Source organism: Streptomyces sp. NPDC001728, assembly GCF_040297565.1.
Lineage (GTDB): Bacteria > Actinomycetota > Actinomycetes > Streptomycetales > Streptomycetaceae > Streptomyces.
On the sequence record NZ_JBEOZK010000016.1, the window covers coordinates 1 to 18303 of the forward strand.

General features: G+C 71.5%; 20 protein-coding genes. 13 read left to right on the forward strand and 7 right to left on the reverse strand.

Annotation, left to right across the window (positions count from 1 at the left end):
* Positions 1 to 483 precede the first annotated feature (483 nt).
* The 5 genes from ABT154_RS22790 to ABT154_RS22810 all read left to right on the forward strand — a co-directional run bounded on the left by ABT154_RS22790 (position 484) and on the right by ABT154_RS22810 (position 3529).
* Entirely contained in the window at positions 484 to 747 is a 264-nt protein-coding gene (locus tag ABT154_RS22790) for a DUF7848 domain-containing protein (protein ID WP_351858674.1), read from the forward strand.
* An 806-nt stretch (positions 748 to 1553) separates the two neighbouring features.
* A complete protein-coding gene (locus ABT154_RS22795; protein ID WP_351858675.1) occupies positions 1554 to 1787 on the forward strand; it encodes a DUF397 domain-containing protein in 234 nt (77 codons plus the stop codon).
* 72 nt (positions 1788 to 1859) lie between these two features.
* On the forward strand, positions 1860 to 2750 hold the full coding sequence (locus ABT154_RS22800; RefSeq protein WP_351858676.1) for a JmjC domain-containing protein: 891 nt from the start codon (positions 1860 to 1862) through the stop codon (positions 2748 to 2750).
* A gap of 31 nt (positions 2751 to 2781) precedes the next feature.
* Positions 2782 to 3216 carry a hypothetical protein gene (locus ABT154_RS22805; protein WP_351858677.1) on the forward strand — a complete coding sequence of 145 codons (435 nt, stop codon included), beginning with the start codon at positions 2782 to 2784 and terminating at the stop codon, positions 3214 to 3216.
* 97 nt (positions 3217 to 3313) lie between these two features.
* Positions 3314 to 3529 carry a hypothetical protein gene (locus ABT154_RS22810; RefSeq protein WP_351858678.1) on the forward strand — a complete coding sequence of 72 codons (216 nt, stop codon included), beginning with the start codon at positions 3314 to 3316 and terminating at the stop codon, positions 3527 to 3529.
* Between the two features lie 146 nt (positions 3530 to 3675).
* Here the strand turns inward: ABT154_RS22810 and ABT154_RS22815 are convergent, their stop codons facing one another.
* Together ABT154_RS22815 and ABT154_RS22820 are read right to left on the reverse strand one after the other, a co-directional pair.
* Entirely contained in the window at positions 3676 to 3927 is a 252-nt protein-coding gene (locus ABT154_RS22815; protein ID WP_351858679.1) for a GntR family transcriptional regulator, read from the reverse strand.
* 3 nt (positions 3928 to 3930) lie between these two features.
* Positions 3931 to 5466 carry an aminotransferase-like domain-containing protein gene (locus tag ABT154_RS22820; protein ID WP_351858680.1) on the reverse strand — a complete coding sequence of 512 codons (1536 nt, stop codon included), beginning with the start codon at positions 5464 to 5466 and terminating at the stop codon, positions 3931 to 3933.
* A gap of 46 nt (positions 5467 to 5512) precedes the next feature.
* Between ABT154_RS22820 and ABT154_RS22825 the strand changes: the two genes are divergently transcribed.
* Both ABT154_RS22825 and ABT154_RS22830 read left to right on the forward strand, forming a co-directional pair.
* A complete protein-coding gene (locus tag ABT154_RS22825; protein ID WP_317879090.1) occupies positions 5513 to 6031 on the forward strand; it encodes a carboxymuconolactone decarboxylase family protein in 519 nt (172 codons plus the stop codon).
* A gap of 8 nt (positions 6032 to 6039) precedes the next feature.
* Positions 6040 to 6810, forward strand: coding sequence for an isocitrate lyase/PEP mutase family protein (locus ABT154_RS22830; RefSeq protein ID WP_351858681.1), 771 nt, complete (start codon positions 6040 to 6042; stop codon positions 6808 to 6810).
* A gap of 264 nt (positions 6811 to 7074) precedes the next feature.
* Here the strand turns inward: ABT154_RS22830 and ABT154_RS22835 are convergent, their stop codons facing one another.
* The 4 genes from ABT154_RS22835 to ABT154_RS22850 form a co-directional block, all read right to left on the reverse strand.
* A complete protein-coding gene (locus ABT154_RS22835) occupies positions 7075 to 8064 on the reverse strand; it encodes a malate dehydrogenase (protein ID WP_351858682.1) in 990 nt (329 codons plus the stop codon).
* Positions 8065 to 8310: 246 nt separating this feature from the next.
* Positions 8311 to 9414, reverse strand: a complete 1104-nt coding sequence (locus ABT154_RS22840; protein ID WP_351858683.1) for a DUF2690 domain-containing protein — start codon at positions 9412 to 9414, stop codon at positions 8311 to 8313.
* A 252-nt stretch (positions 9415 to 9666) separates the two neighbouring features.
* On the reverse strand, positions 9667 to 10152 hold the full coding sequence (locus ABT154_RS22845; protein ID WP_502969566.1) for a DUF3017 domain-containing protein: 486 nt from the start codon (positions 10150 to 10152) through the stop codon (positions 9667 to 9669).
* Position 10153: 1 nt separating this feature from the next.
* Positions 10154 to 11014: a bifunctional methylenetetrahydrofolate dehydrogenase/methenyltetrahydrofolate cyclohydrolase gene (locus tag ABT154_RS22850; protein ID WP_351858684.1), complete on the reverse strand. Its 861-nt coding sequence runs from the start codon at positions 11012 to 11014 to the stop codon at positions 10154 to 10156.
* 250 nt (positions 11015 to 11264) lie between these two features.
* Here ABT154_RS22850 and ABT154_RS22855 point away from each other — a divergent pair, with 250 nt between their 5' ends.
* The gene (locus tag ABT154_RS22855; protein ID WP_351858685.1) at positions 11265 to 11873 is read left to right on the forward strand and encodes a hypothetical protein; all 609 of its coding nucleotides are present in this window, start codon (positions 11265 to 11267) and stop codon (positions 11871 to 11873) included.
* 59 nt (positions 11874 to 11932) lie between these two features.
* Here ABT154_RS22855 and ABT154_RS22860 read toward each other — a convergent pair whose 3' ends face one another.
* Positions 11933 to 13387 (reverse strand): DUF2079 domain-containing protein, encoded by a 1455-nt coding sequence (locus ABT154_RS22860; protein ID WP_351858686.1) that lies wholly within the window; start codon positions 13385 to 13387, stop codon positions 11933 to 11935.
* 178 nt (positions 13388 to 13565) lie between these two features.
* Between ABT154_RS22860 and ABT154_RS22865 the strand changes: the two genes are divergently transcribed.
* The 5 genes from ABT154_RS22865 (at position 13566) to ABT154_RS22885 (ending at position 18267) form a co-directional block, all read left to right on the forward strand.
* The gene (locus ABT154_RS22865) at positions 13566 to 14360 is read left to right on the forward strand and encodes an FHA domain-containing protein (protein WP_351858687.1); all 795 of its coding nucleotides are present in this window, start codon (positions 13566 to 13568) and stop codon (positions 14358 to 14360) included.
* Entirely contained in the window at positions 14357 to 15745 is a 1389-nt protein-coding gene (locus tag ABT154_RS22870) for a protein kinase domain-containing protein (protein WP_351858688.1), read from the forward strand. The genes ABT154_RS22865 and ABT154_RS22870 overlap by 4 nt, the downstream gene beginning before the upstream one ends.
* Before the next feature lie 282 nt (positions 15746 to 16027).
* A complete protein-coding gene (locus ABT154_RS22875; RefSeq protein ID WP_351858689.1) occupies positions 16028 to 16843 on the forward strand; it encodes a hypothetical protein in 816 nt (271 codons plus the stop codon).
* 66 nt (positions 16844 to 16909) lie between these two features.
* A complete protein-coding gene (locus ABT154_RS22880; RefSeq protein ID WP_351858690.1) occupies positions 16910 to 17404 on the forward strand; it encodes a peptidase inhibitor family I36 protein in 495 nt (164 codons plus the stop codon).
* Positions 17404 to 18267, forward strand: a complete 864-nt coding sequence (locus ABT154_RS22885) for a peptidoglycan DD-metalloendopeptidase family protein (protein WP_351858691.1) — start codon at positions 17404 to 17406, stop codon at positions 18265 to 18267. The genes ABT154_RS22880 and ABT154_RS22885 overlap by 1 nt, the downstream gene beginning before the upstream one ends.
* Positions 18268 to 18303: the final 36 nt, after the last annotated feature.

An 18303-nucleotide genomic window follows, 5' to 3' on the forward strand; every position in this document is an offset into this window, starting at 1 on the left:
AGGATGTCTTGGAGGACAAACCTCTTCTACAGCAGCTCCGCTGCCTCGTTCACCGGCCTTGACGAACAGCCTCTACGCCTAACTGAACGGCGTTGGGTCTAGCACTCGAATGTTGGCCACAACTCTTCCTTCGATGCTGACTAGTTGAAGGGAACTCGGCTGTGGGCCACGCTAGCGGCCCCTGGCAGTGGAAGCGCTACGGAGAGGAGTGGTCGTGCCCGAACACAACGCTCGCCCGAGCCCGAGCCCGAGCCCGGAGACGGCGCCTACGGTTCCCGACCTCGGAACGTTCATGGCGGCAGACACCGCCGAGAGAGCGTCCCGACTCGGAAGGGTGACGGCGTGGGACGGTGACGTGGTCCACCTGTCGCCCCCGGGCGGGGGTACGAAGTGGACGGCAACCCCCGCCGAGCTGCGTCGCCCGAACGAGGAAGAGCGTGCGCGTATCCGCGTGCTCACCACCCCCGTACCGGCGGTGGAGTCGTGAGCCGAGTCCTGGAGTTGATCAACTGGACCTTACGGCCCGACCAGGACGACGACGCCCCGGCAATGACTCACCACTTCCGGTGTCTGGCGTTCACGGATGACGACGGAACGATTCCTTGCGGCGCCGAGGGCGACCCGATCACGGACCTGAGAACGGCGCAGGACTGGACATTCGCCCACCTGCGCGAGAACCCCGAGCACACGAGCTACGTCGAGGTCATCGAGCGGCCTTACGTGATGCGACGTGGGGGTCGCGCATGACCGGGGAAGCACGCCCCCTCGCCTACCGGGCAGAAGGGCTGGTGTACGGAACCGGGCAGGAAGCACCGTGGCTGCTCGGGCGTTACCAGACGCTCTCACCGAGATGGGCGCTCCGATGGCTGCGTGATGAAGCGCTGCGAATCGCGGACCGGCTCGACCCCGACCCCGAACACTCGGTGTGGGTACAGCCGACGATGCGCGCCGTCTCTGTGAGCGTCCCCGACTGCCCCGGCGAGCTGCGCATGTGGGCAACGGACCCCGAGGAGCAGGAAGCGGCACGGGAGCACATACGGGCCCGGCTAGGCGTGGTCGACCGTCTTCCCCGACCTTGGCACCCGGTACGGGCTCTCCATCTGGCCACTGTGACACTCCGCCGAGTTGTCTCGCCCGACCCCTGGCCCGCCTGAACTTCGACCTTGGCTCGCATCTGAACTCCCGCCCCTGTCACGCGACGTGAACCGTGATGGCGGGCGGGCATCACTCCCGCACCCGGGGGAACATCCCGGGGCCGCCGGTATAGCAGTAGCGCGCCGTCCTACAGGTTTCCCCGTCCACACGGGCGGGGTCGTGCGGCCCTACGAACCGACCGATTCGGACCGGCGGAGGCGCTGCACCACGGGTCCCGTCCACGTCCCTCCCCGGGCGGGGACAGGGCCCGCGGACAGACTCCGTGGTCTCGGTCCGGCCCCATCTGCGGGAAGGTCCCGAGCCGAGAGCACGGAAGCCCCGCCCTCTGACGGTCTCGCCAGACATCACAGAGGGCGGGGCGGAGTCCCTATCAGTGACAGAGACGAGAGGAACCCTAGATGAGCGACCTGTACACCAGCGAGGTCACGGGCCCGTTCGCGGCGCTCTGCGGCGGCAACGGCGGAACCTCCAACGCCGAGAGCTGCGTCACTCTGGCCCCCCTGGCCGGCGGTGGCTTCGCCCTCGGCGACAGCAAGCCCGAGGGGACGGGGCGGCAGCTCCGAATGAGCGAGGCCGAACTCACGGCCTTCGCCGAGGCGTGGCTCTCCGGCGAGCGCCCCGCGTCCGCCTGATGCCGCAACGCGGGGGTCCGTACCGGTCGGGTGCGGGCCCCCGCTCCCCCTCGCAGTTACCAGGGAGCCTCAATGCCCTTGTCTGACCTGGTCGACGGCGTACCCGAGATCTTGACTCGGTGGCCGAGCGAACCCCTTCTGTTCGAGCGGGACCCGAACTCGCTCGCGCACCTGCTGACCCTCGCCGAGGTCAACGCGCTCGTAGACGCGCACTGCCTCGCCGCGCGAAACGTTGTGCTGCTGAAAGACGGCGAGATCACCGACCGGGACACGTACGTCTCGGGCGGCATGCCCCGATCCGGAGCCGTCCGCACCCACCTTGATCAGGGCGGCACGATCACCCTCCGAGATCTCCAGGCGCTCAAACCGGCGGTCAGCCGACTGTGCGACGAGATCCGGCAGGAAACCGGGTACCACGTCCACATCAACGCGTACATGACCCCGCCCGGCAGCCACGGGCTCACGTACCACTATGACCCGTACGTGACGCTCATCATTCAGGTAGCGGGCAAGAAAGCGTGGCCGCTGCACCCGCCGATCGTGCGGAACCCCATGGGCGAATACGGGGCGTTTGAGGGACGGGGGTTCACGCGCGAGGAACGACAGTGGCTCGCCACGACTCCGCCGGCGCAGACGGTCACCCTTGAGCCCGGAACCGTCTTTTGGCTCCCTCGCGGCTACATCCACGCGCCCTACACGGTGGGCGAGCAAACCTCGCTTCACCTGACTGTTGCGCTCAAGGAACGGACGCGGCATTGGCTCGCCGAGCGTCTAGCGGCCGAGGTCCTGGCACAAGCGCTCGCGGACCCCGCGCTTCGGTCCGAGATCCCTCCCGCTGAACTGCTCGACACCCCAGGCCCCGCCATTGAGCGAGCACGCAAGTACCTGCTCGGCGCACTGCTCACGATGACGCCCGACGACCTGACCGAACCCGTTCGAAGGATGGCAAAGGGTGTCGCGTGAGGAGAGGCCCCCTGACTCGTACGCTCCGAGCGTGACAGCGCACTGGCACGCGTACGCGTACACGGGACGGAAGTATTCGGACGCGGATACCCGCCGAGCTACGGCCCCCGCCAACTACCCGCCCATCGAGATTTCGCATTGGCTGCGGCGCCCGGACAGCCACGTGGCCGACACGTTCCCGTACGGCCCTGACGGGCTGGCCCGAGCGGTGGCATGGCTCGAAGGGGAGCTGACGCAGAATCCGCCCATGGACGAGGAGCACTACGCCGTTTTCGAGCGGCTGGAGGGTTCCCGCCGAAGCCTCATGGACACGGCCACCACCCTTGCCACCGGGAACACGCCCGCCGTGCAACGGGCAGGGGACGCCGTTTACGGCTACTGGTCGAAAGCGGGTCAGTACGTGTCCCGGTCGGTGATCGCCTGCCCGCGCGAAGCGGGCGACGCGTGCCCGTACGGCACGACGTAGCTCGGCCCGTACAGACCGCACCCGCATACCGCCCCGTCCGCGCGCTGCCCCCGTGGTGCACGGACGGGGCTCCTGAATCCAGAGCCAAGGAACAGCCATGTACCTCTGCGACACGACTCGCCGGCTCCCCCACGGGGAGCTGCTGACCGCCATGCGGGACGCCGGGGCCAAAGAGGAGGACTACCCCCGGCTCCATGACTCGGTCGGCTGCTGCGAACTCGGCAAGAACCACGGCGACCAGCACGCCGAATCCAGGTTCGCCCCCGGCGCGGACCCGGAACTGTGGGTGAAGTGGGACGACGAGACCGACTAGTCAGCTACGTCCGCCTCACGATCTGCGTAGCGGAAGGCGAGACGCTTCCCCGACTGGAGCGGACCGCCTGCACCCTGCCGACGGGTCACGGGTGCGGCCACTCGTGGGAAGCGGTGGACCTTCCGCACCGCTGAACCCCAAGCGGTCTACGCGTCGGCCTGGTCGTCGTCCTCGCTGCCCGAGCCGACGGGGCCGACCACAAACGTCCCGCGCCCCCATTCGGTCCGGACGAGTTCACGTTCCCGAAGTTCCCCGACTGCTCGGCGCGCGGTCATCCGGGCCACACCGAACCGTTCGGCTAGCTCACGGTCGCTCGGGGCAGACATCGACGCTGCCCGGTAGGCCCCGGAGACAACAGAACGCCCCGTCTGGCCACGTGTCGGGCGGGGCTTCGCCATATGTCAGGGCTCCGGTAGTGCACGCATCAGCGCATCGAGCGCCCCCGCCCACTGACTGTCTGACGGAGTGCCGTAGCCGAGCACGAGACCGTCCGGACGTGAACCGACGGCATCAGGGCGACGGAAGTGGCCAAGCCCCTGTAGCGCGAGCCCCTGCCATGCCCCCGAGCGGATCACGTCCTGTTCGGTACCGGGGGGAAGCTCCAGGACGATGTGCAGTCCCGCAGCAACCCCGGACACCCGAAGGTGTGGCGCTTCCGCCGCAAGCCTGCCGATCAGCTCGTTGCGCCGTCGCCGGTAGTGCAGCCGCATCCTCCGAACGTGGCGGTCATAGGAGCCGGACCGGATGAACTCGGCGAGGGCGAGTTGATCCGGAACACCAGGCATCATCGCCGGCTCCATGGTCGCGACGACTTCCCCCGCCAAGGCGTCGGGAACAACCATCCACCCCAACCTGAGGCCCGGGGCCAGAGACTTGCTAGCGGTGCCCATGTAGACGACGCGTTCCGCGTCCAGTGCCTGTAGCGCCCCAACAGGCAACCTCTGGCGTGAACTGCGACGTTCCCCGAGTTCCCAGGGCGTAGGGTCTATCGGCTGCCGGTCGTAGCGGAACTCGCCGTCGTAGTCGTCCTCCAGGACGTATCCGCCCGAGCTCCGCGCCCAGTCGACGACCGCCGCCCGCCGGTCCGGCGGCAGCGCGCCGCCGAGCGGGAACTGATGGGCGGCGGTCATGAGCACGGCTCCGGCGTCCCCGTCCGCCAGCTCCTCGACCCGGGTGCCGCGTCCGTCGAAGGGAAGCGCCGGGGTCCCGAGGCCCGCCCCGGTGAGGAGTCCGGCGTGCAGCCCGAGGCCGTACGACTCGACCGCCACGTCCCGTACGCCCCTCGCGCGCAGCACCTGGCCCATCAGCGTCAGTCCGTGCACGAACCCCGCGCAGATCACGATCCGTTCGGGCCGTGCGTACACGCCCCGGGCGCGGGCCAGGTACTCGGCGAGGACCGTGCGGAGTTCGATCCGGCCGCGCGGATCGCCGTATCCGAAGGCCTCGTTGGGGGCGGCGGTGAGGGCCCGCCGATAGGCCTTGAGCCATTCGGCGCGCGGGAAGGACGCGAGGTCGGGGGTGCCGGCCTTGAGGTTGTGCGCGGGCGCGGAGGTGCGCGGGAGGGAGAGGGCGGGCGGCGCGGACGTCGTCCGGGAGTGCGCGCTGCCCGGGCCCGCACCGACCGGTCCCGCCCGGCGCGGTTCCGCCCTGGCCGGTCCCGCCCTGCGCGGTTCCGCGCGGCGGGCGACTCGGGTGCCGGAGCCCTGGCGGGCCGTCAGCCAGCCCTCGGCGACCAGTTCGGCGTAGGCGTCGGCGACGGTGTTGCGGGCCATGCCGAGGTCGGCGGCGAGAGAACGGGAGGACGGCAGCCGGGTGCCGGCCTCCAGCCGCCCGCTGCGCACCGCCTCCCGCAGGGCGTCCATGAGGCCGGCCCGCAGACGCGGTCCGCGCAGTTCCAGATGGAGATCCGCCCCGAAAGCGGCCCACTCGTTTGCCATGGAAATGGACCATACCCCTGTGCCACCCGACTCGTACGGTGAAGCCATGACCACGCACACGGACCTCACCGCCACCGTCGCCGCTCCGGCCGAGTACGCCCACGAGCACGCCCCCCGGCTCCCCCTCGCCGAGCGCGTCCCCGAGTTCTACCGGGCCATGCTCCACCTGGAGAAGGCCGCCGCGAAGGACATCGACCCGACCCTGTACCACCTGATCAAGATCCGGGCCTCGCAGATCAACCGCTGCGCGTTCTGCATCGACATGCACACCAAGGACGCGCTCGCGGAGGGCGAGACCGTCGAGCGGATCGTGCAGCTCAACGCCTGGGAGGAGTCCCGGCACTTCTACACCGAACGCGAACTGGCCGCCCTCGCGCTCACCGAGTCCGTCACCGTCCTCACCGACGGCTCCGTCCCCGACGGGGTGTACGCCGTCGCCGCCGCGCAGTTCGACGAGACCGAACTCGCCCGGGTCATCGGCGCGATCGTCGTCATCAACGCCTGGAACCGGATCGCCGTCACCACCCGGATGACGCCCGGCCACTACACCCCGCGCTCGGCGTGAACGTGAAAGTGAGCGGAAACGCGAGCGGGAGCGGGAGCGGAGAGGGGCGTACGGCCACCCTGCGCGCCCTGCACCGGGACCGGCCGGCGGACGATCCGCTCGTCCTGCCAGGCCCCTGGGACGCGGTCAGCGCCCGCGTCTTCGAAGCCGCCGGATTCCCGGCGCTCGCGACGCCGAGCGCCGGGATCGCCGCCTCCCTCGGCCACGAGGACGGGGCGACCCCGGCGGCGGAGATGTTCGCCGCCGTGGCTCGGATCGTCCGCGCCGTCTCCGTACCCGTCACGGCGGACCTGGAGGGCGGGTACGGGCTCGCTCCGGCCGAACTCGTCGAGCGCGTACGGGAGTCGGGGGCCGTCGGCGTGAACCTGGAGGACACCGGACCGGACGGCCGTCTCCAGGACCCGCGGGCGCACGCCGACCGGCTGGCGGAGGTACGGGCGGCGGCGGGACCCGGACTCTTCCTCAACGCGCGCGTGGACACGTACATCCGGGGGGTGGCCGAGCCCGCGGCCGACGCGCTCGTCCGCGCCCGGCTCTACGCCGAGGCGGGCGCGGACTGCGTCTACCCGATCGCCGCCCCGCCGGCCGACCTCCCGGCGCTGCGCGCCGCCCTCGGCGACCTGCCGCTCAACGCCCTCGCCCTCCCGGGCGGCCCGTCCTTCGCCGAACTCGGTCGGCTCGGGGCGACCCGCGTCACCTTCGGCGACGGACTGCTGCTGCGCGCGGCACGGGACCTGTCGGCCCTCGCGACGGGGCTCAGGGGCGGCGGGACGCCCTGAGCACGGCCGGAACGGGAACAGCGGGCTTCGGGGGTGCGCTGTTCCCGCTCCGGCCGCCGCCGCACCCACGACGACGGCGGTACGCGGCCGGGGGCGTGCCGCAGCACAGGGGAGCCGGGGTGCCCCTGTCGGCAGACGTGACGGCGCCCCCGGGCCGTACGGTCGGTCGTACGGTCCGGGGGCGCCGGGCAGATGGAGCCCTGGTGGAGCGGGGCTCGGATCAGGCCTGACCTCTCTGAGGCCAGGCCCGGATCAGGGCTGGGCTCAGATGAGGCCGAGCTCGCGGACCGCTTCGCGCTCCTCGGCGAGCTCCGCCACGGAGGCGTCGATGCGGGTGCGGGAGAAGTCGTTGATCTCCAGGCCCTGGACGATCTCGTACGTGCCGTCGACGCAGGTGACGGGGAAGGAGGAGATGAGACCCTCCGGCACGCCGTACGAGCCGTCCGACGGGATGCCCATGGAGGCCCAGTCGCCCGCGGCGGTGCCGTTGACCCAGGTGTGGACGTGGTCGATGGCGGCGTTCGCCGCGGAGGCGGCGGAGGACGCGCCACGGGCCTCGATGATCGCGGCGCCGCGCTTGGCGACGGTCGGGATGAAGGTGTCGGCCAGCCACGCCTCGTCGCCCACGACCTCGGCGGCGTTCTTGCCGGCGATCTCCGCGTGGAAGATGTCCGGGTACTGGGTCGCCGAGTGGTTGCCCCAGATGGTGAGGCGCTTGATGTCCTCGACCGAGGAGCCGGTCTTCTGGGCCAGCTGCGTCAGCGCGCGGTTGTGGTCCAGACGGGTCATCGCGGTGAAGCGCTCGGCCGGCACGTCCGGGGCGGCGGCCTGGGCGATCAGGGCGTTGGTGTTGGCCGGGTTGCCCACGACCAGGACCTTGATGTCGTCCGCGGCATGGTCGTTGATGGCCTTGCCCTGCGGCTTGAAGATGCCGCCGTTGGCGGCGAGCAGGTCGCCGCGCTCCATGCCCTTGGTACGCGGGCGGGCGCCGACCAGCAGCGCGACGTTGGCGCCCTCGAAGCCCTGGTTCGGGTCGTCGAAGATGTCGATGCCCTTGAGCAGCGGGAAGGCGCAGTCGTCGAGCTCCATGGCGGTGCCCTCGGCGGCCTTCACGCCCTGCGGGATCTCGAGGAGGCGCAGCTTGACCGGCACGTCCGCGCCGAGCAGGTGGCCGGAGGCGATGCGGAAGAGCAGCGCGTAGCCGATCTGGCCGGCCGCGCCGGTCACGGTGACATTCACGGGAGTGCGGGTCATGGCGATCTCCGTAAGACAGCTGGCGGTGGGGGTCCCTGCCCCTGGTGCGGGATAGCTCTCTTGATCGATCGGTGTCTCGACATGAAGAGATATCCAGCGGTCAGGCTATCCGACCCGGGCCCCCGTGAATCCCCACCCCCTTGTGGTCCGGCTCACTGCCGCCCGTCCGCGCGCGCGTCCGTCCGCGTGGCCGGGCGGGTGTCCGTCCGCCGTCCGCCGGCTCCCCGGCCGCACGTCAACCGCCCTTCAGTCGTCCGTGGTGCAGCCCTCGCGGCCGTTCGCGAGGGCGCCGCAGGCCCGTGCCGCCTGGCCGGATCCGACGGCGACCATCGGGGTGTACGCGTCGGTTTCCGCCGCGGTCGTGTCGGCGTCGGGGGCGACGGTGGCGTTCCGGACGGCGCCCGCGGCCTCGACGCTCACCGTGTCACCGGGGGCGGCCCCGGTGATCCGGGCCCACGCGGCCCCGCAGGTGCCGCTGTAGCGGACCTCGATCAGGGCGGCGCCCACGCGCGCGCGTGCGACGGTCGTGGCGAGCTCGCCACCACAGCCCATGACCTCCGGATCCCGCCCCGCGCAGTCGGCGCCCCCGCACTTCACGCCCGGGGGGAGGCTGGGGCGCACGGTGGTGGGCGGGACGGTCGTGGGCGGCGGGGCGGTCGCGCGGTCGTCCGGGCCGCCGGAACCGCCCAGGTCGACGAGGAGCAGGGCGGCGGCGACGACGAGCAGGGCGCCGAGCGTGCCGACGGTGTAGAGCAGGACGCGCCGGGGACGGGATGCGGGAGCGGGGGGAACGGGGGCGACGGCGGGAGCGGGAGTGGGAGTGGGGATCCGGGGCGAGGGTGAGGGCGTCGGTACGGGCGTCGCCGGGCGTGGCGAGGGACCGGGCGCCTGGTCCGGCAGGTCGATGCGCCGGATCTGCAGGGTGCGGTCGTCCTCGTCCCGACGATCAGCGTCGACCCGACGGCCAGAGTCGACCCTGCGATCAGCGTCGACCCGACGGCCAGAGTCGACCCTGCGATCACCGCCGACCCGACGGCCAGAGTCGACCCTGCCGTCACCGTCGTCACGGTCACCCCCGACCCGGCCGGACCACGCCCGCTCCGCCCGCTCCCAGTGGGCCGCGAGGCCGCCCGCGTCGCTTCCGGTCACGTCGGCGAGCGCCACGACAGCGCCACGAGGCACGGGTTGCCGGGCATTCAGGAACGCGTCCCACAAAGCTCGTTCATGCCCGGTACGTTCGGCGACGGCCGTGACGGCGAGGCCGCTGCGGTCGACGAGGCGGCGGAGCAGCTCGGTGAACGCGCGCACGTCCGGGTCGAGTTCGTCGGGCAGCGCCTTCCAGCCAGGCATGTGCGGTCCCCCTTGTCCCGTACCCCTCGCGACTCCCTGCTTTCCCGAAGAATGGCAGGTCCGGAGGCGGCGCGCGCCCCCGATGCGGATCCGAGGTAGCGGAATGGTCACTTCCGTGCCACAGCGACCCGACGGGACTTGCCGCCACATTGGCGCGTACATGACCCTTGATCACAGCGGCGCCCGCCCTCCCACGGGGGAGAGGGCGGGCGCCGTGTCTCAAATGCTGCGGACCGGGTCCGGGTCCAGGCCCTAGGTCACCGTGAGGTGGAGGACTTCCTCCAGGAACGGGATCTTCAGCCAGGGCTCGGGCTGCACCATGAGCGCGAGCAGCACGATCAGGCCGCCCATCACCCCGTAGGTGATCATGTCCGTGAAGCGGGACCGGACGGCCAGCATGCCCACGGAGGGCAGCACCCGGCGCATCACGGCGCCCACCAGGAGTGCGGCCCCGATCAGCATCGCCCCGACCCGGAAGGCCTGCGGGAACGGATCCGTCCCCACCACGAGCAGCCCGATCCCGGCCAGCGTGAGCACGGTGAGCAGCGGCCACTGGCGGGCGGGCGCGGAGGCGTCCCCGGGGGCGGCACGACCGCCGCCCTCGGGCCGCGCGGTGTCGGTGGTGACGGCCGCCGGCCGCTTCCGCCCGGCCTCCGCCGAGGCCTCGGCGGCATCCGCTCCGTCCTCGAATCCCGGCGTTCCCGGGCTTCCCGGGATCCCGGGGTTCCCCGAGGTCACGTCAGAGCGCCGCGGCCGCGCGCTCCGCGGCCTCGACGACGTTGACGAGGAGCTGGGCGCGGGTCATCGGGCCGACACCGCCGGGGTTCGGGGAGATCCAGCCGGCCACCTCGGCGACGCCCGGGTGCACATCGCCGACGATCTTGCCCTCGCCGTTGCGCGAGACGCCGACGTCGAGGACGGCGGCGCCCGGCTTCACGTCCTCCGGCCTGATCAGGTGCGGCACACCGGCCGCCGCGACGATGATGTCGGCGTTGCGCAGGTGGGCGGCGAGGTCCCGGGTGCCGGTGTGGCACTGGGTCACGGTCGCGTTCTCCGAGCGGCGGGTGAGCAGCAGCGGCATCGGGCGGCCGATGGTGACACCGCGTCCGACGACCACGACCTCGGCGCCGTTGATCTCGACGCCGTGGCGGCGGAGCAGCGTGATGACGCCGTTCGGCGTGCAGGGCAGCGGGGCGGGCTCGTTGAGGACGAGCCGGCCGAGGTTGGTCGGGTGCAGACCGTCCGCATCCTTGGCGGGGTCCATCAGCTCCAGGATGCGGTTCTCGTCGATGCCCTTGGGCAGCGGGAGCTGGACGATGTACCCGGTGCAGGCCGGGTCCTGGTTGAGCTCCCGGACGACCGCCTCGATCTCCTCCTGCGTGGCGTCGGCGGGCAGGGTGCGCTGGATCGAGGCGAGGCCGACCTCCGCGCAGTCCCGGTGCTTGCCGGCCACGTACTTCTGGCTGGCCGCGTCGTCGCCGACGAGGACGGTGCCGAGTCCGGGTGTGATGCCCTGCTCCTTGAGGGCCGCCACACGGACGGTCAGATCGGACTTGATCGCGGCTGCGGTGGCCTTGCCATCGAGAATCTGGGCGCTCATGGAGACATCCTCCCGGATGACCCCCGCCTTGTTCCAATTCGCTCGCTCCGGGCACCCGGCCGTACGGCCCGGGAACTCGCCCCCGCGCAACCACTCCGGGTAACGACTGGACAAAAAGTCGACGTTGCGACGACGATGATCCGCGTAGTACCGCGGAAAGTGCCGGGGGGATTCCGCTCACATGCCGTGAAAAGTCCTCCGCGCGGGCCGCGTCGTCCCCCGCACAGAGAATTCACGGAGGAATCCCGGAATGAGCTTCGGCGACCCGAACAACCCTTACGGCCAGCCGCAGGGCCAGGGCCAGCAGCAGCCCGGTTACGGCTACCCGCAGCAGGCCCCGCAGGGCGTGCCGCCGCAGCAGGGCTACGGCTACCCAGCGGCTCCGCCGGTCTCGCCGTACGGCGGCGGCTACCCGGGGGCGGCCATGGTCATGCCGGGCGGCGTGAAGGCGAACCGCGTGATCCTGTGGATCCTCGGCGTCTTCCAGGCGCTGTTCGGCCTGATCGCCGTTGTGGCCAGCGGCTGGCTCGCCGACCAGATCGCCAGCTCCCCCGAGCTCGACAGCCAGGGCCAGGACGTCTCGTCGATCCTGACCGGCACCATGATCGTCGTCGGTGTCATCGGCATCGCGTTCGGCGTCTGGGCCATCGTCACGGCGATCAAGATTCGCTCCGGCGGCAACGGCATCCGCATCTCGGGCATCGTCTACGGCTCGCTGGTGACCGTCGGAAGCCTCGTGAACCTGCTCGGCGCGAACGTCTTCGCCCTGCTCAGCCTCGTTCTCGGCATCCTGCTCATCGTCTTCTTCGCGAAGGCCGACGCCGCCGCCTGGTTCAAGCGGAACCAGCAGCAGTACTGAGCACCGCACGACCGGGGGCCTGGTTCCGATGGAACCGGGCCCCCGGTCGTTTCCGCGTCTCACACCTTCTTGAGCACCGCGAAGCCGTCCGAGCGGTGGACGATCTCGTACCGCGCCTCCGGATGCAGTTGCGAGGCCAGCTGCACCGGGTCGGAGACCTGCTGCGACCAGCCGCGCAGATCGAAGGCGAGATAGTCCGGATCGACGTCCCCCGAGGTGCCCACCCAGTAGACCCGGTGGTCCGCCGTGAGGTGCGCGAGGAGCGAGACGTCCGCCTCCACGCTCACCCCGTCCGGCACCGCGTCGACGGCGGCCCGCGCCTGCACGGTGCGGGTGTCCGTCCGGTACGTCTCCGATTTCATCAGCTCGCGCAGCGGCAGGTTCGCGGCGAGGACGAGCGCGACCGCCGTCGCGACCGGGACGACGACCTTCCCGTACGAGACGAGCCACGCGCGCGGTGAGGTGCGTACCGAGCGGACGCCGTCCACCAGGGCCAGGAACACGACCGGCATCAGGATCGCGCTGTAGTGCCAGTGCATGCCCCAGTGGTTCGGGTCCTGGGAGAGGAAGCGCCAGCCGAGCGTGGGCAGGACGAGCAGGATCAGCGGCGACCGCAGGGCCAGGAAGCCGGTGATGGCGAGCAGGTAGAACACCATCTCCCAGCGCTCGCCCGAGGCGAGCGCGTCACCGATGACCTGCCCGAAGGAGGTCTCGGCGCCCTGCCCGGTCTTCTCGATCTTGGACCAGTAGTCGTACTCGCCGACCCGGCTCGCCGCCGGGATCAGGACGAGGACGGTCAGGGCGAAGGCGGCCACGCCGAAACCGGCCACGGCCGCGCCGAGCCGCTTCTGCCCCTTCAGGAACAGCACCGCGCCGACCATGGCGACGGTCAGCCCCATGTCCTCCTTGACCAGGACCAGCGGGGCGGCCCAGGCGACGGCGGCGGTCCAGCGCCCGAGGAGCAGCGCACGGCAGGTCAGGGCGAGCAGCGGGACGGCGAAGGCTATCTCGTGGAAGTCTGACTTCACCGCTTCCTGGAGCCCCCAGGACAGCCCGTACGCGACGGTGAGCCCGATGCCCGCGGCCCGGCTGCCCAGGAGCTGCTGGGTGGTGCGGCCGACGACGACGGCTCCGGCGGCGAACAGCGCGGCCTGCGCGAAGAGCAGCGCGACCGGTGACGGCCAGATCCAGTACAGCGGCGCGAGGAGCGCGGTGACGGGGCTGAAGTGGTCGCCGAGTATCTGGAATCCGGGGCCCTTGATGTCGACGACGGGGGCCCGGAACTCCGCGTACGCCCTGACCGACTGCCCGAAGATCCCGAGGTCCCAGGACGGGGTGCGGAAATGCGCGTACTGCACCCACGAGTACAGGAAGTACAGGCCGCACAGGACGCCCGCGAGGATCAGGTACGGGCGGAGCGGGGCGGGCGGGGGGCCGTCCGGCGGTTTGGTGCCGGCGGGGCCGGTAACGCCGGTGACGGCCTCCTCGGCGGACCTGTTCTGTACGTCCAACACCACGCCCCCACTACCGGTGGTCGACAAAAGAGCAACCCATTAGACCAGAGTCCACCCGATCGGCGGATCCGTCGCCGCCGGGGCCCGCGTGACCCCTCGGACACCCGCGGTGACGTTCTGCGTTCGTTTATCGCCGCTTCCTAGCCTGACGGCGCAGCCCCCGGGGAAAGGAAGCGTCATGTACACCATCATCGTGGTGCCCGCACCCGCCGCGGCCTCAGCGGACCAGTTCAGACTGGCGCCCGGCGAGAGGCTCCGCTTCGGCCGTGCCGTCCCTCCCGCCGCCGGTGGGCCGCCCCATCTGGACATCCCGCACCCGGGGGTGTCCCGTACGGCCGGAGAGATCGGGGCCACCGGGACCTACTGGACGCTCAGCAATTCAAGTGCCTCCTCCACCTATGTCGTCGAGAACCCGGAGGGCGCGGGGGAACACATCAAGATCGCGCCGGGCCGGGTCGACGCCCCGGTGCCGTTCGAGTTCTCCCGGGTCGTGCTGCCCGCGGGGAGCGAACTCGTGGACTTCGGCGTCTGGGCACCCCGCCACGACTACGCGGACCGCGCGGGCACGGCCGAGGACGGCGAGCCGACGGCGCTGCCGTTCCCCCTCGACCGTTCCAAGCGGTACTTCCTCGTGCTCGCCGCCCTGTGCGAGCCCCGGCTCCGCGGCGCGCCGCACGCGCCCCCGCCGACGGCCGACGCGATCGTGGAGCGGCTCCGGCCGGTGTGGCCGACGGCGAACCGCGCCGCCGTCCAGTGGAACATCGACTACCTGGCCGTGAAGCTCCGGCTCAAACCGGGCCCGGAGACGGCCGACAGGGGCCCGCGCCTGAACGGCAAGAAGGAGTCCCTGGTCTCGCTCGCCCTCCGCTTCGACCTCGTACACGAAGAACACCTGGGCGCGCTCACGGCACCCGCGGAGCCCCTGCCGGAAGCTGCGGACGTGACGGCGGCGGCCCTGGTGCGGACCCGGTGAGCGGCTTCCCGCTGACCGTGCCGGCCGGATACCGGGTCGGCGCCTGGACGGTCGAACGACCACTGGGGGCGGGGGCGTTCGCCAGCGTGTACGCGGCCCGCCGGACGGCTCCGAGCGCCGCTCCCCCCGCCGGCCCCGACGCCGTCCTCCCGCCCCGGGCCGCGCTCAAGTTCCTCCCCACCGGCACCCACACCCCCCGTCAGCTGCGGCATCTGCGCGAACTGGCCGAGCGGGAGGTGCGATTACTGAGACGGCTGCGGTCGCCGCGCCTGATCCGGCTGCACGAGACGCTGACCGTCGACGACCCGGAACACCCGGAACTCGACGGCGCCACCGTGCTCGTACTGGAGGAGGCGGAGCGCTCCCTCGGGTCGCTGCTCTCGGGGAACCCACCGCCCACCGGCCCCGCGCTGCTCCTCCAGGTCTGCGAGGGCCTGGAGCAGTTGCACACGGCGGGCTGGGTGCACGGCGACCTCAAACCCGGCAACGTCCTGCTGATGAAGGACGGCGGTGTCCGGCTCGGCGACTTCAGCACCGCTGGGGAACTGGACGGCACGCACGCGTACGGCCCGGGTCTCTGCACCCCCGACTACACGCCGCCGGAGCTGCTGTGGACGGAGATCGGCGAGCGGGGCATGCGGGTGCGGCCCACCTCGGACGTCTGGGCCTTCGGCGTCCTGGCCCACCTGGTCCTCACCGGCTCCTTCCCCCTCCCCGGCGGCACATCGGCGGCCCGGCGGGACGCGGCCGTGCGGTATGCGCGCGGTGAGGAGGAACTACGCCTCTCCCCCGACCTCCCGCCCTCCTGGCGCGAGGTCGTCACGGACTGCCTGAGCCGCACGCACGAGGAGCGCGCGACGCACGACGCGACGTCCCTGGTGCGCCGGGTCAGGGAGGCGTCTGCGGGGCGGACACTACGGTTCCCCCGGCTTCGCCGCATGGCCCGTGCGCACCGCTCGCGCGGCCTGTCCGGACCCGGCAGGGCCCGGCGCCTGGCCATGGCCGCCGGGACGACAGCGGTAGCCGTCGCCCTCGGCTTTGTCACGCTGCGGGACGCACCGTCGGCAGAGGCGGCGCAGGGATACGCCCGCTGTCCGATCGGCCACGCCTGCTTCTTCACCGAGCGGGACGGCCAAGGAGAGATGTGCGCCTGGTTCGACAACGAGGTGGACTGGCAGGCCGGGATCATCATCTGTGACTGGGGCCGCGATTCCGCCCCCCGGTCCGCCTTCAACAACGGCTACCCGGGCGATCCGCTGGACGACCTCCGGTTCTACCGGGACGCCGGCTACCACCACCCGCTGGGTTGCCTGCGGACCGCCGAGACACGGAATCTGGAAGGTGCCGTCACCGTACGCTCCCTGAAGTGGCTGCCGAGCTGCTGATCCGCAGCTCCGGGCACCGGCAGTCCCCCTGGCTCCCCCGGTCCGTCGCCCCCGCCCTCGGACCTCCGAGGTACCCCGCGGCGCCCCGTCCCGCGAAGGTGGTGTCACGGACCGGAGGGGGACACCGTGCGACACACACTCGCGGCACTGGCACTGGGAACGGCCACGGCTCTCGCTGGAAGTGTGCTTCTCTCGTGCGCGCCGTCGCCCGGCCCAGGTGCCGGAGGCACGGCGGGTGCGGAGGCGGCGGCGCCGAACGGGAAGGTTTCGGAATCCGCCGAGTTGAGCGCATCCGAACGGGCTCTGCTCGACCGCGCCGATCAACTGCTCGTCAAGCGATGCATGCGCGGCCGGGGAATCCCGTACTGGACCGTGCCCCGGCTCTCCGAGGAGGAGAGCCGGGGCGTCGGCTACGTCCTGGATGACGTGGCATGGGCGCGCGAGCACGGCTACGGCAGTCGGCTCAGGTACAAGGAGCTCGCCGCCAAGCGCTCCGACCCCAATCTGATCCACCGCAACGGGCTGACCGGACAGCGGCTCATCGCCTACACCGAAGCGCTGTACGGCGGGCCGGGCACACCCACCCTTTCGGTACGCGTCCCCGGCGGCGGGACGATCAGCAGCCAGTTGGGCGGGTGCCACGGAACGGCACTCGAAGGGCTGTACGGGGACCGGGCCACCTGGTTCCGCGTCGACAAGATCGCCGCGAACCTGACCCCGCTGTACGGCGCCGAACTGCGGAACGACCCCCGCTTCACCAGTGCCGTCACCGCGTGGTCCCGCTGCATGAGGAGCGGGGGGCACCCGTACCCGGACCCCGACGCCGCCCACGGCGCCGCCGTGCGGGCCACCGCCCGGGACACCGGAACGGCTCCCGGGGCCGCCGACGAACAGCGGGCGTTCGCCGCCGAAGTGAGGCTGGCGGTGGCCGAGGCCACCTGCGCCGTGAAGAGCGGCCTGGGGAAGACCGGCCGGGCACTGGAGACCGAGTACCGCAACGAGCTCGACGGCGTGTACCTCGACGCACTCGCCGAGCACGACCGCATCGAGCGCCGGGCGCTCGCCCGCGCCCGGGACATCACCGGTGCGCGCCCCTGACTTCCGCAGCACACCGCTGGGGACGAGCACACCTCCGTCACGGAGGCCCCAACAAGGAGGAACACCATGATCAAGCGCAGGATCGGCGTCGCCGCGGCCACCCTCGGACTGGCCGCGCTCGGCCTCACCCTGCCCGGGACCGCGGCCCAGGCGGCGTCCGAGGGTTCGACGGGCGTCCTGGGGACGGGATGCGACAGCGTCTGGAGGTCCCATCAGGGCGACGGCAACATGTGGGCCTTCAGCGGCAGCGACTGCTCCGGTGACGAGCTCGGTCACACGCCCACGGAGGACGCCGACTGGAGCAACTCCTCGGGTCAGTTCACGGGCGGCGACAACGACCGGGCCACCTCCCTGGTGAACACCGGCACCAAGGGCGGCTACGACACGGTCGCGTTCTACCGGGACGCCAGGTACGGGGGCGGGCACGGCTGTGTCACCTGGGGGGAGAAGTACGTCGACAACCTGAACGACGACACCTTCACCACCGGTGCCCCGGCCAACAACGAGATCAGCTCCCACCAGTGGGTGCCCGAGTCGGCCTGCAGCAAGTTCTTCCACTGATGCGCCGACTGATGCTGGCGGTCCTCGGCCTGGCGCTGGTCGCCCTCGGTCCGGGTGCGGCCGCGGCCACCGCTTCCGCCTCCGCTTCCGCCTCCGCCTCCGCCGACGCTGCGGCCACGGCCGCGAAGCCCGCCTTCCAGATGCCCTTCCCGTGCGGCACCCAGTGGCAGCTGAACAGCTACGGCTCGGGGCACGATCCGGCACTCGACATCGTCGCCAAGGGCAACCCGGGATCCGACGGCAAGCCCGTGCTCGCGTCCGCTCCCGGCACGGTCACGGCCGTGTACTGGGACTCGGGCGCGGGCAACGTGGTCCAGATCAAGCACAGCGGCGGCTGGTTCTCCGTCTACTACCACCTCGAAAGCCCGGTGGTGGCGACGGTCGGACAGCAGGTCGCGGCGGCGACCCGCATCGGGTCGATCGGCAAGACGGGCGCCAACTCGGGCGGCTGGGCCCACCTGCACTACGAGCAGCGGTACCTGGCGTCCGGTGACTACACCGACGAGAGCCACCGCCGGCCGGTGACCTTCGACGGGACGCTCTACACCGGCGCGGGCAACGAGTGGGCGAGCGTCACCAGCGCCAACTGCTCGCCCGCCGCACCGTGGCAGAACTGCCCGTCCGGGTACGTCTGCTTCTACCAGAACGCCGACGGGACCGGCAGCGTGTGCAGGACCGACGGGGACGCCACCGCGCTCGACTGCGGCCTGCGGAGGTCGTACTTCAACAACGGAATGGTCGAGCCCGGGTACGACCGGGTCCGGGTGAACGGCACCGGACCGTGCCTGGAGCGCACCGCACGGGGGGCGTTGCCCGGCAGCGGCCTGACCGTGACATCGGTCAGATGGGTCGGGAGCTGCTGATCCGGACACGGAACGGCCCGCCGGTACCTCCCAGGT

Excerpts from the sequence above, each read along its gene's own strand:
- ABT154_RS22795 (WP_351858675.1), top strand. The coding sequence starts at position 1,554 with ATGAGCGACCTGTACACCAGCGAGGTCACGGGCCCGTTCGCGGCGCTC.
- ABT154_RS22800 (WP_351858676.1), top strand. The coding sequence starts at position 1,860 with ATGCCCTTGTCTGACCTGGTCGACGGCGTACCCGAGATCTTGACTCGG.
- ABT154_RS22810 (WP_351858678.1), top strand. The coding sequence starts at position 3,314 with ATGTACCTCTGCGACACGACTCGCCGGCTCCCCCACGGGGAGCTGCTG.
- ABT154_RS22815 (WP_351858679.1), bottom strand. The coding sequence starts at position 3,927 with ATGGCGAAGCCCCGCCCGACACGTGGCCAGACGGGGCGTTCTGTTGTC.
- ABT154_RS22820 (WP_351858680.1), bottom strand. The coding sequence starts at position 5,466 with ATGGCAAACGAGTGGGCCGCTTTCGGGGCGGATCTCCATCTGGAACTG.
- ABT154_RS22825 (WP_317879090.1), top strand. The coding sequence starts at position 5,513 with ATGACCACGCACACGGACCTCACCGCCACCGTCGCCGCTCCGGCCGAG.
- ABT154_RS22835 (WP_351858682.1), bottom strand. The coding sequence starts at position 8,064 with ATGACCCGCACTCCCGTGAATGTCACCGTGACCGGCGCGGCCGGCCAG.
- ABT154_RS22840 (WP_351858683.1), bottom strand. The coding sequence starts at position 9,414 with ATGCCTGGCTGGAAGGCGCTGCCCGACGAACTCGACCCGGACGTGCGC.
- ABT154_RS22850 (WP_351858684.1), bottom strand. The coding sequence starts at position 11,014 with ATGAGCGCCCAGATTCTCGATGGCAAGGCCACCGCAGCCGCGATCAAG.
- ABT154_RS22855 (WP_351858685.1), top strand. The coding sequence starts at position 11,265 with ATGAGCTTCGGCGACCCGAACAACCCTTACGGCCAGCCGCAGGGCCAG.
- ABT154_RS22865 (WP_351858687.1), top strand. The coding sequence starts at position 13,566 with ATGTACACCATCATCGTGGTGCCCGCACCCGCCGCGGCCTCAGCGGAC.
- ABT154_RS22880 (WP_351858690.1), top strand. The coding sequence starts at position 16,910 with ATGATCAAGCGCAGGATCGGCGTCGCCGCGGCCACCCTCGGACTGGCC.
- ABT154_RS22885 (WP_351858691.1), top strand. The coding sequence starts at position 17,404 with ATGCGCCGACTGATGCTGGCGGTCCTCGGCCTGGCGCTGGTCGCCCTC.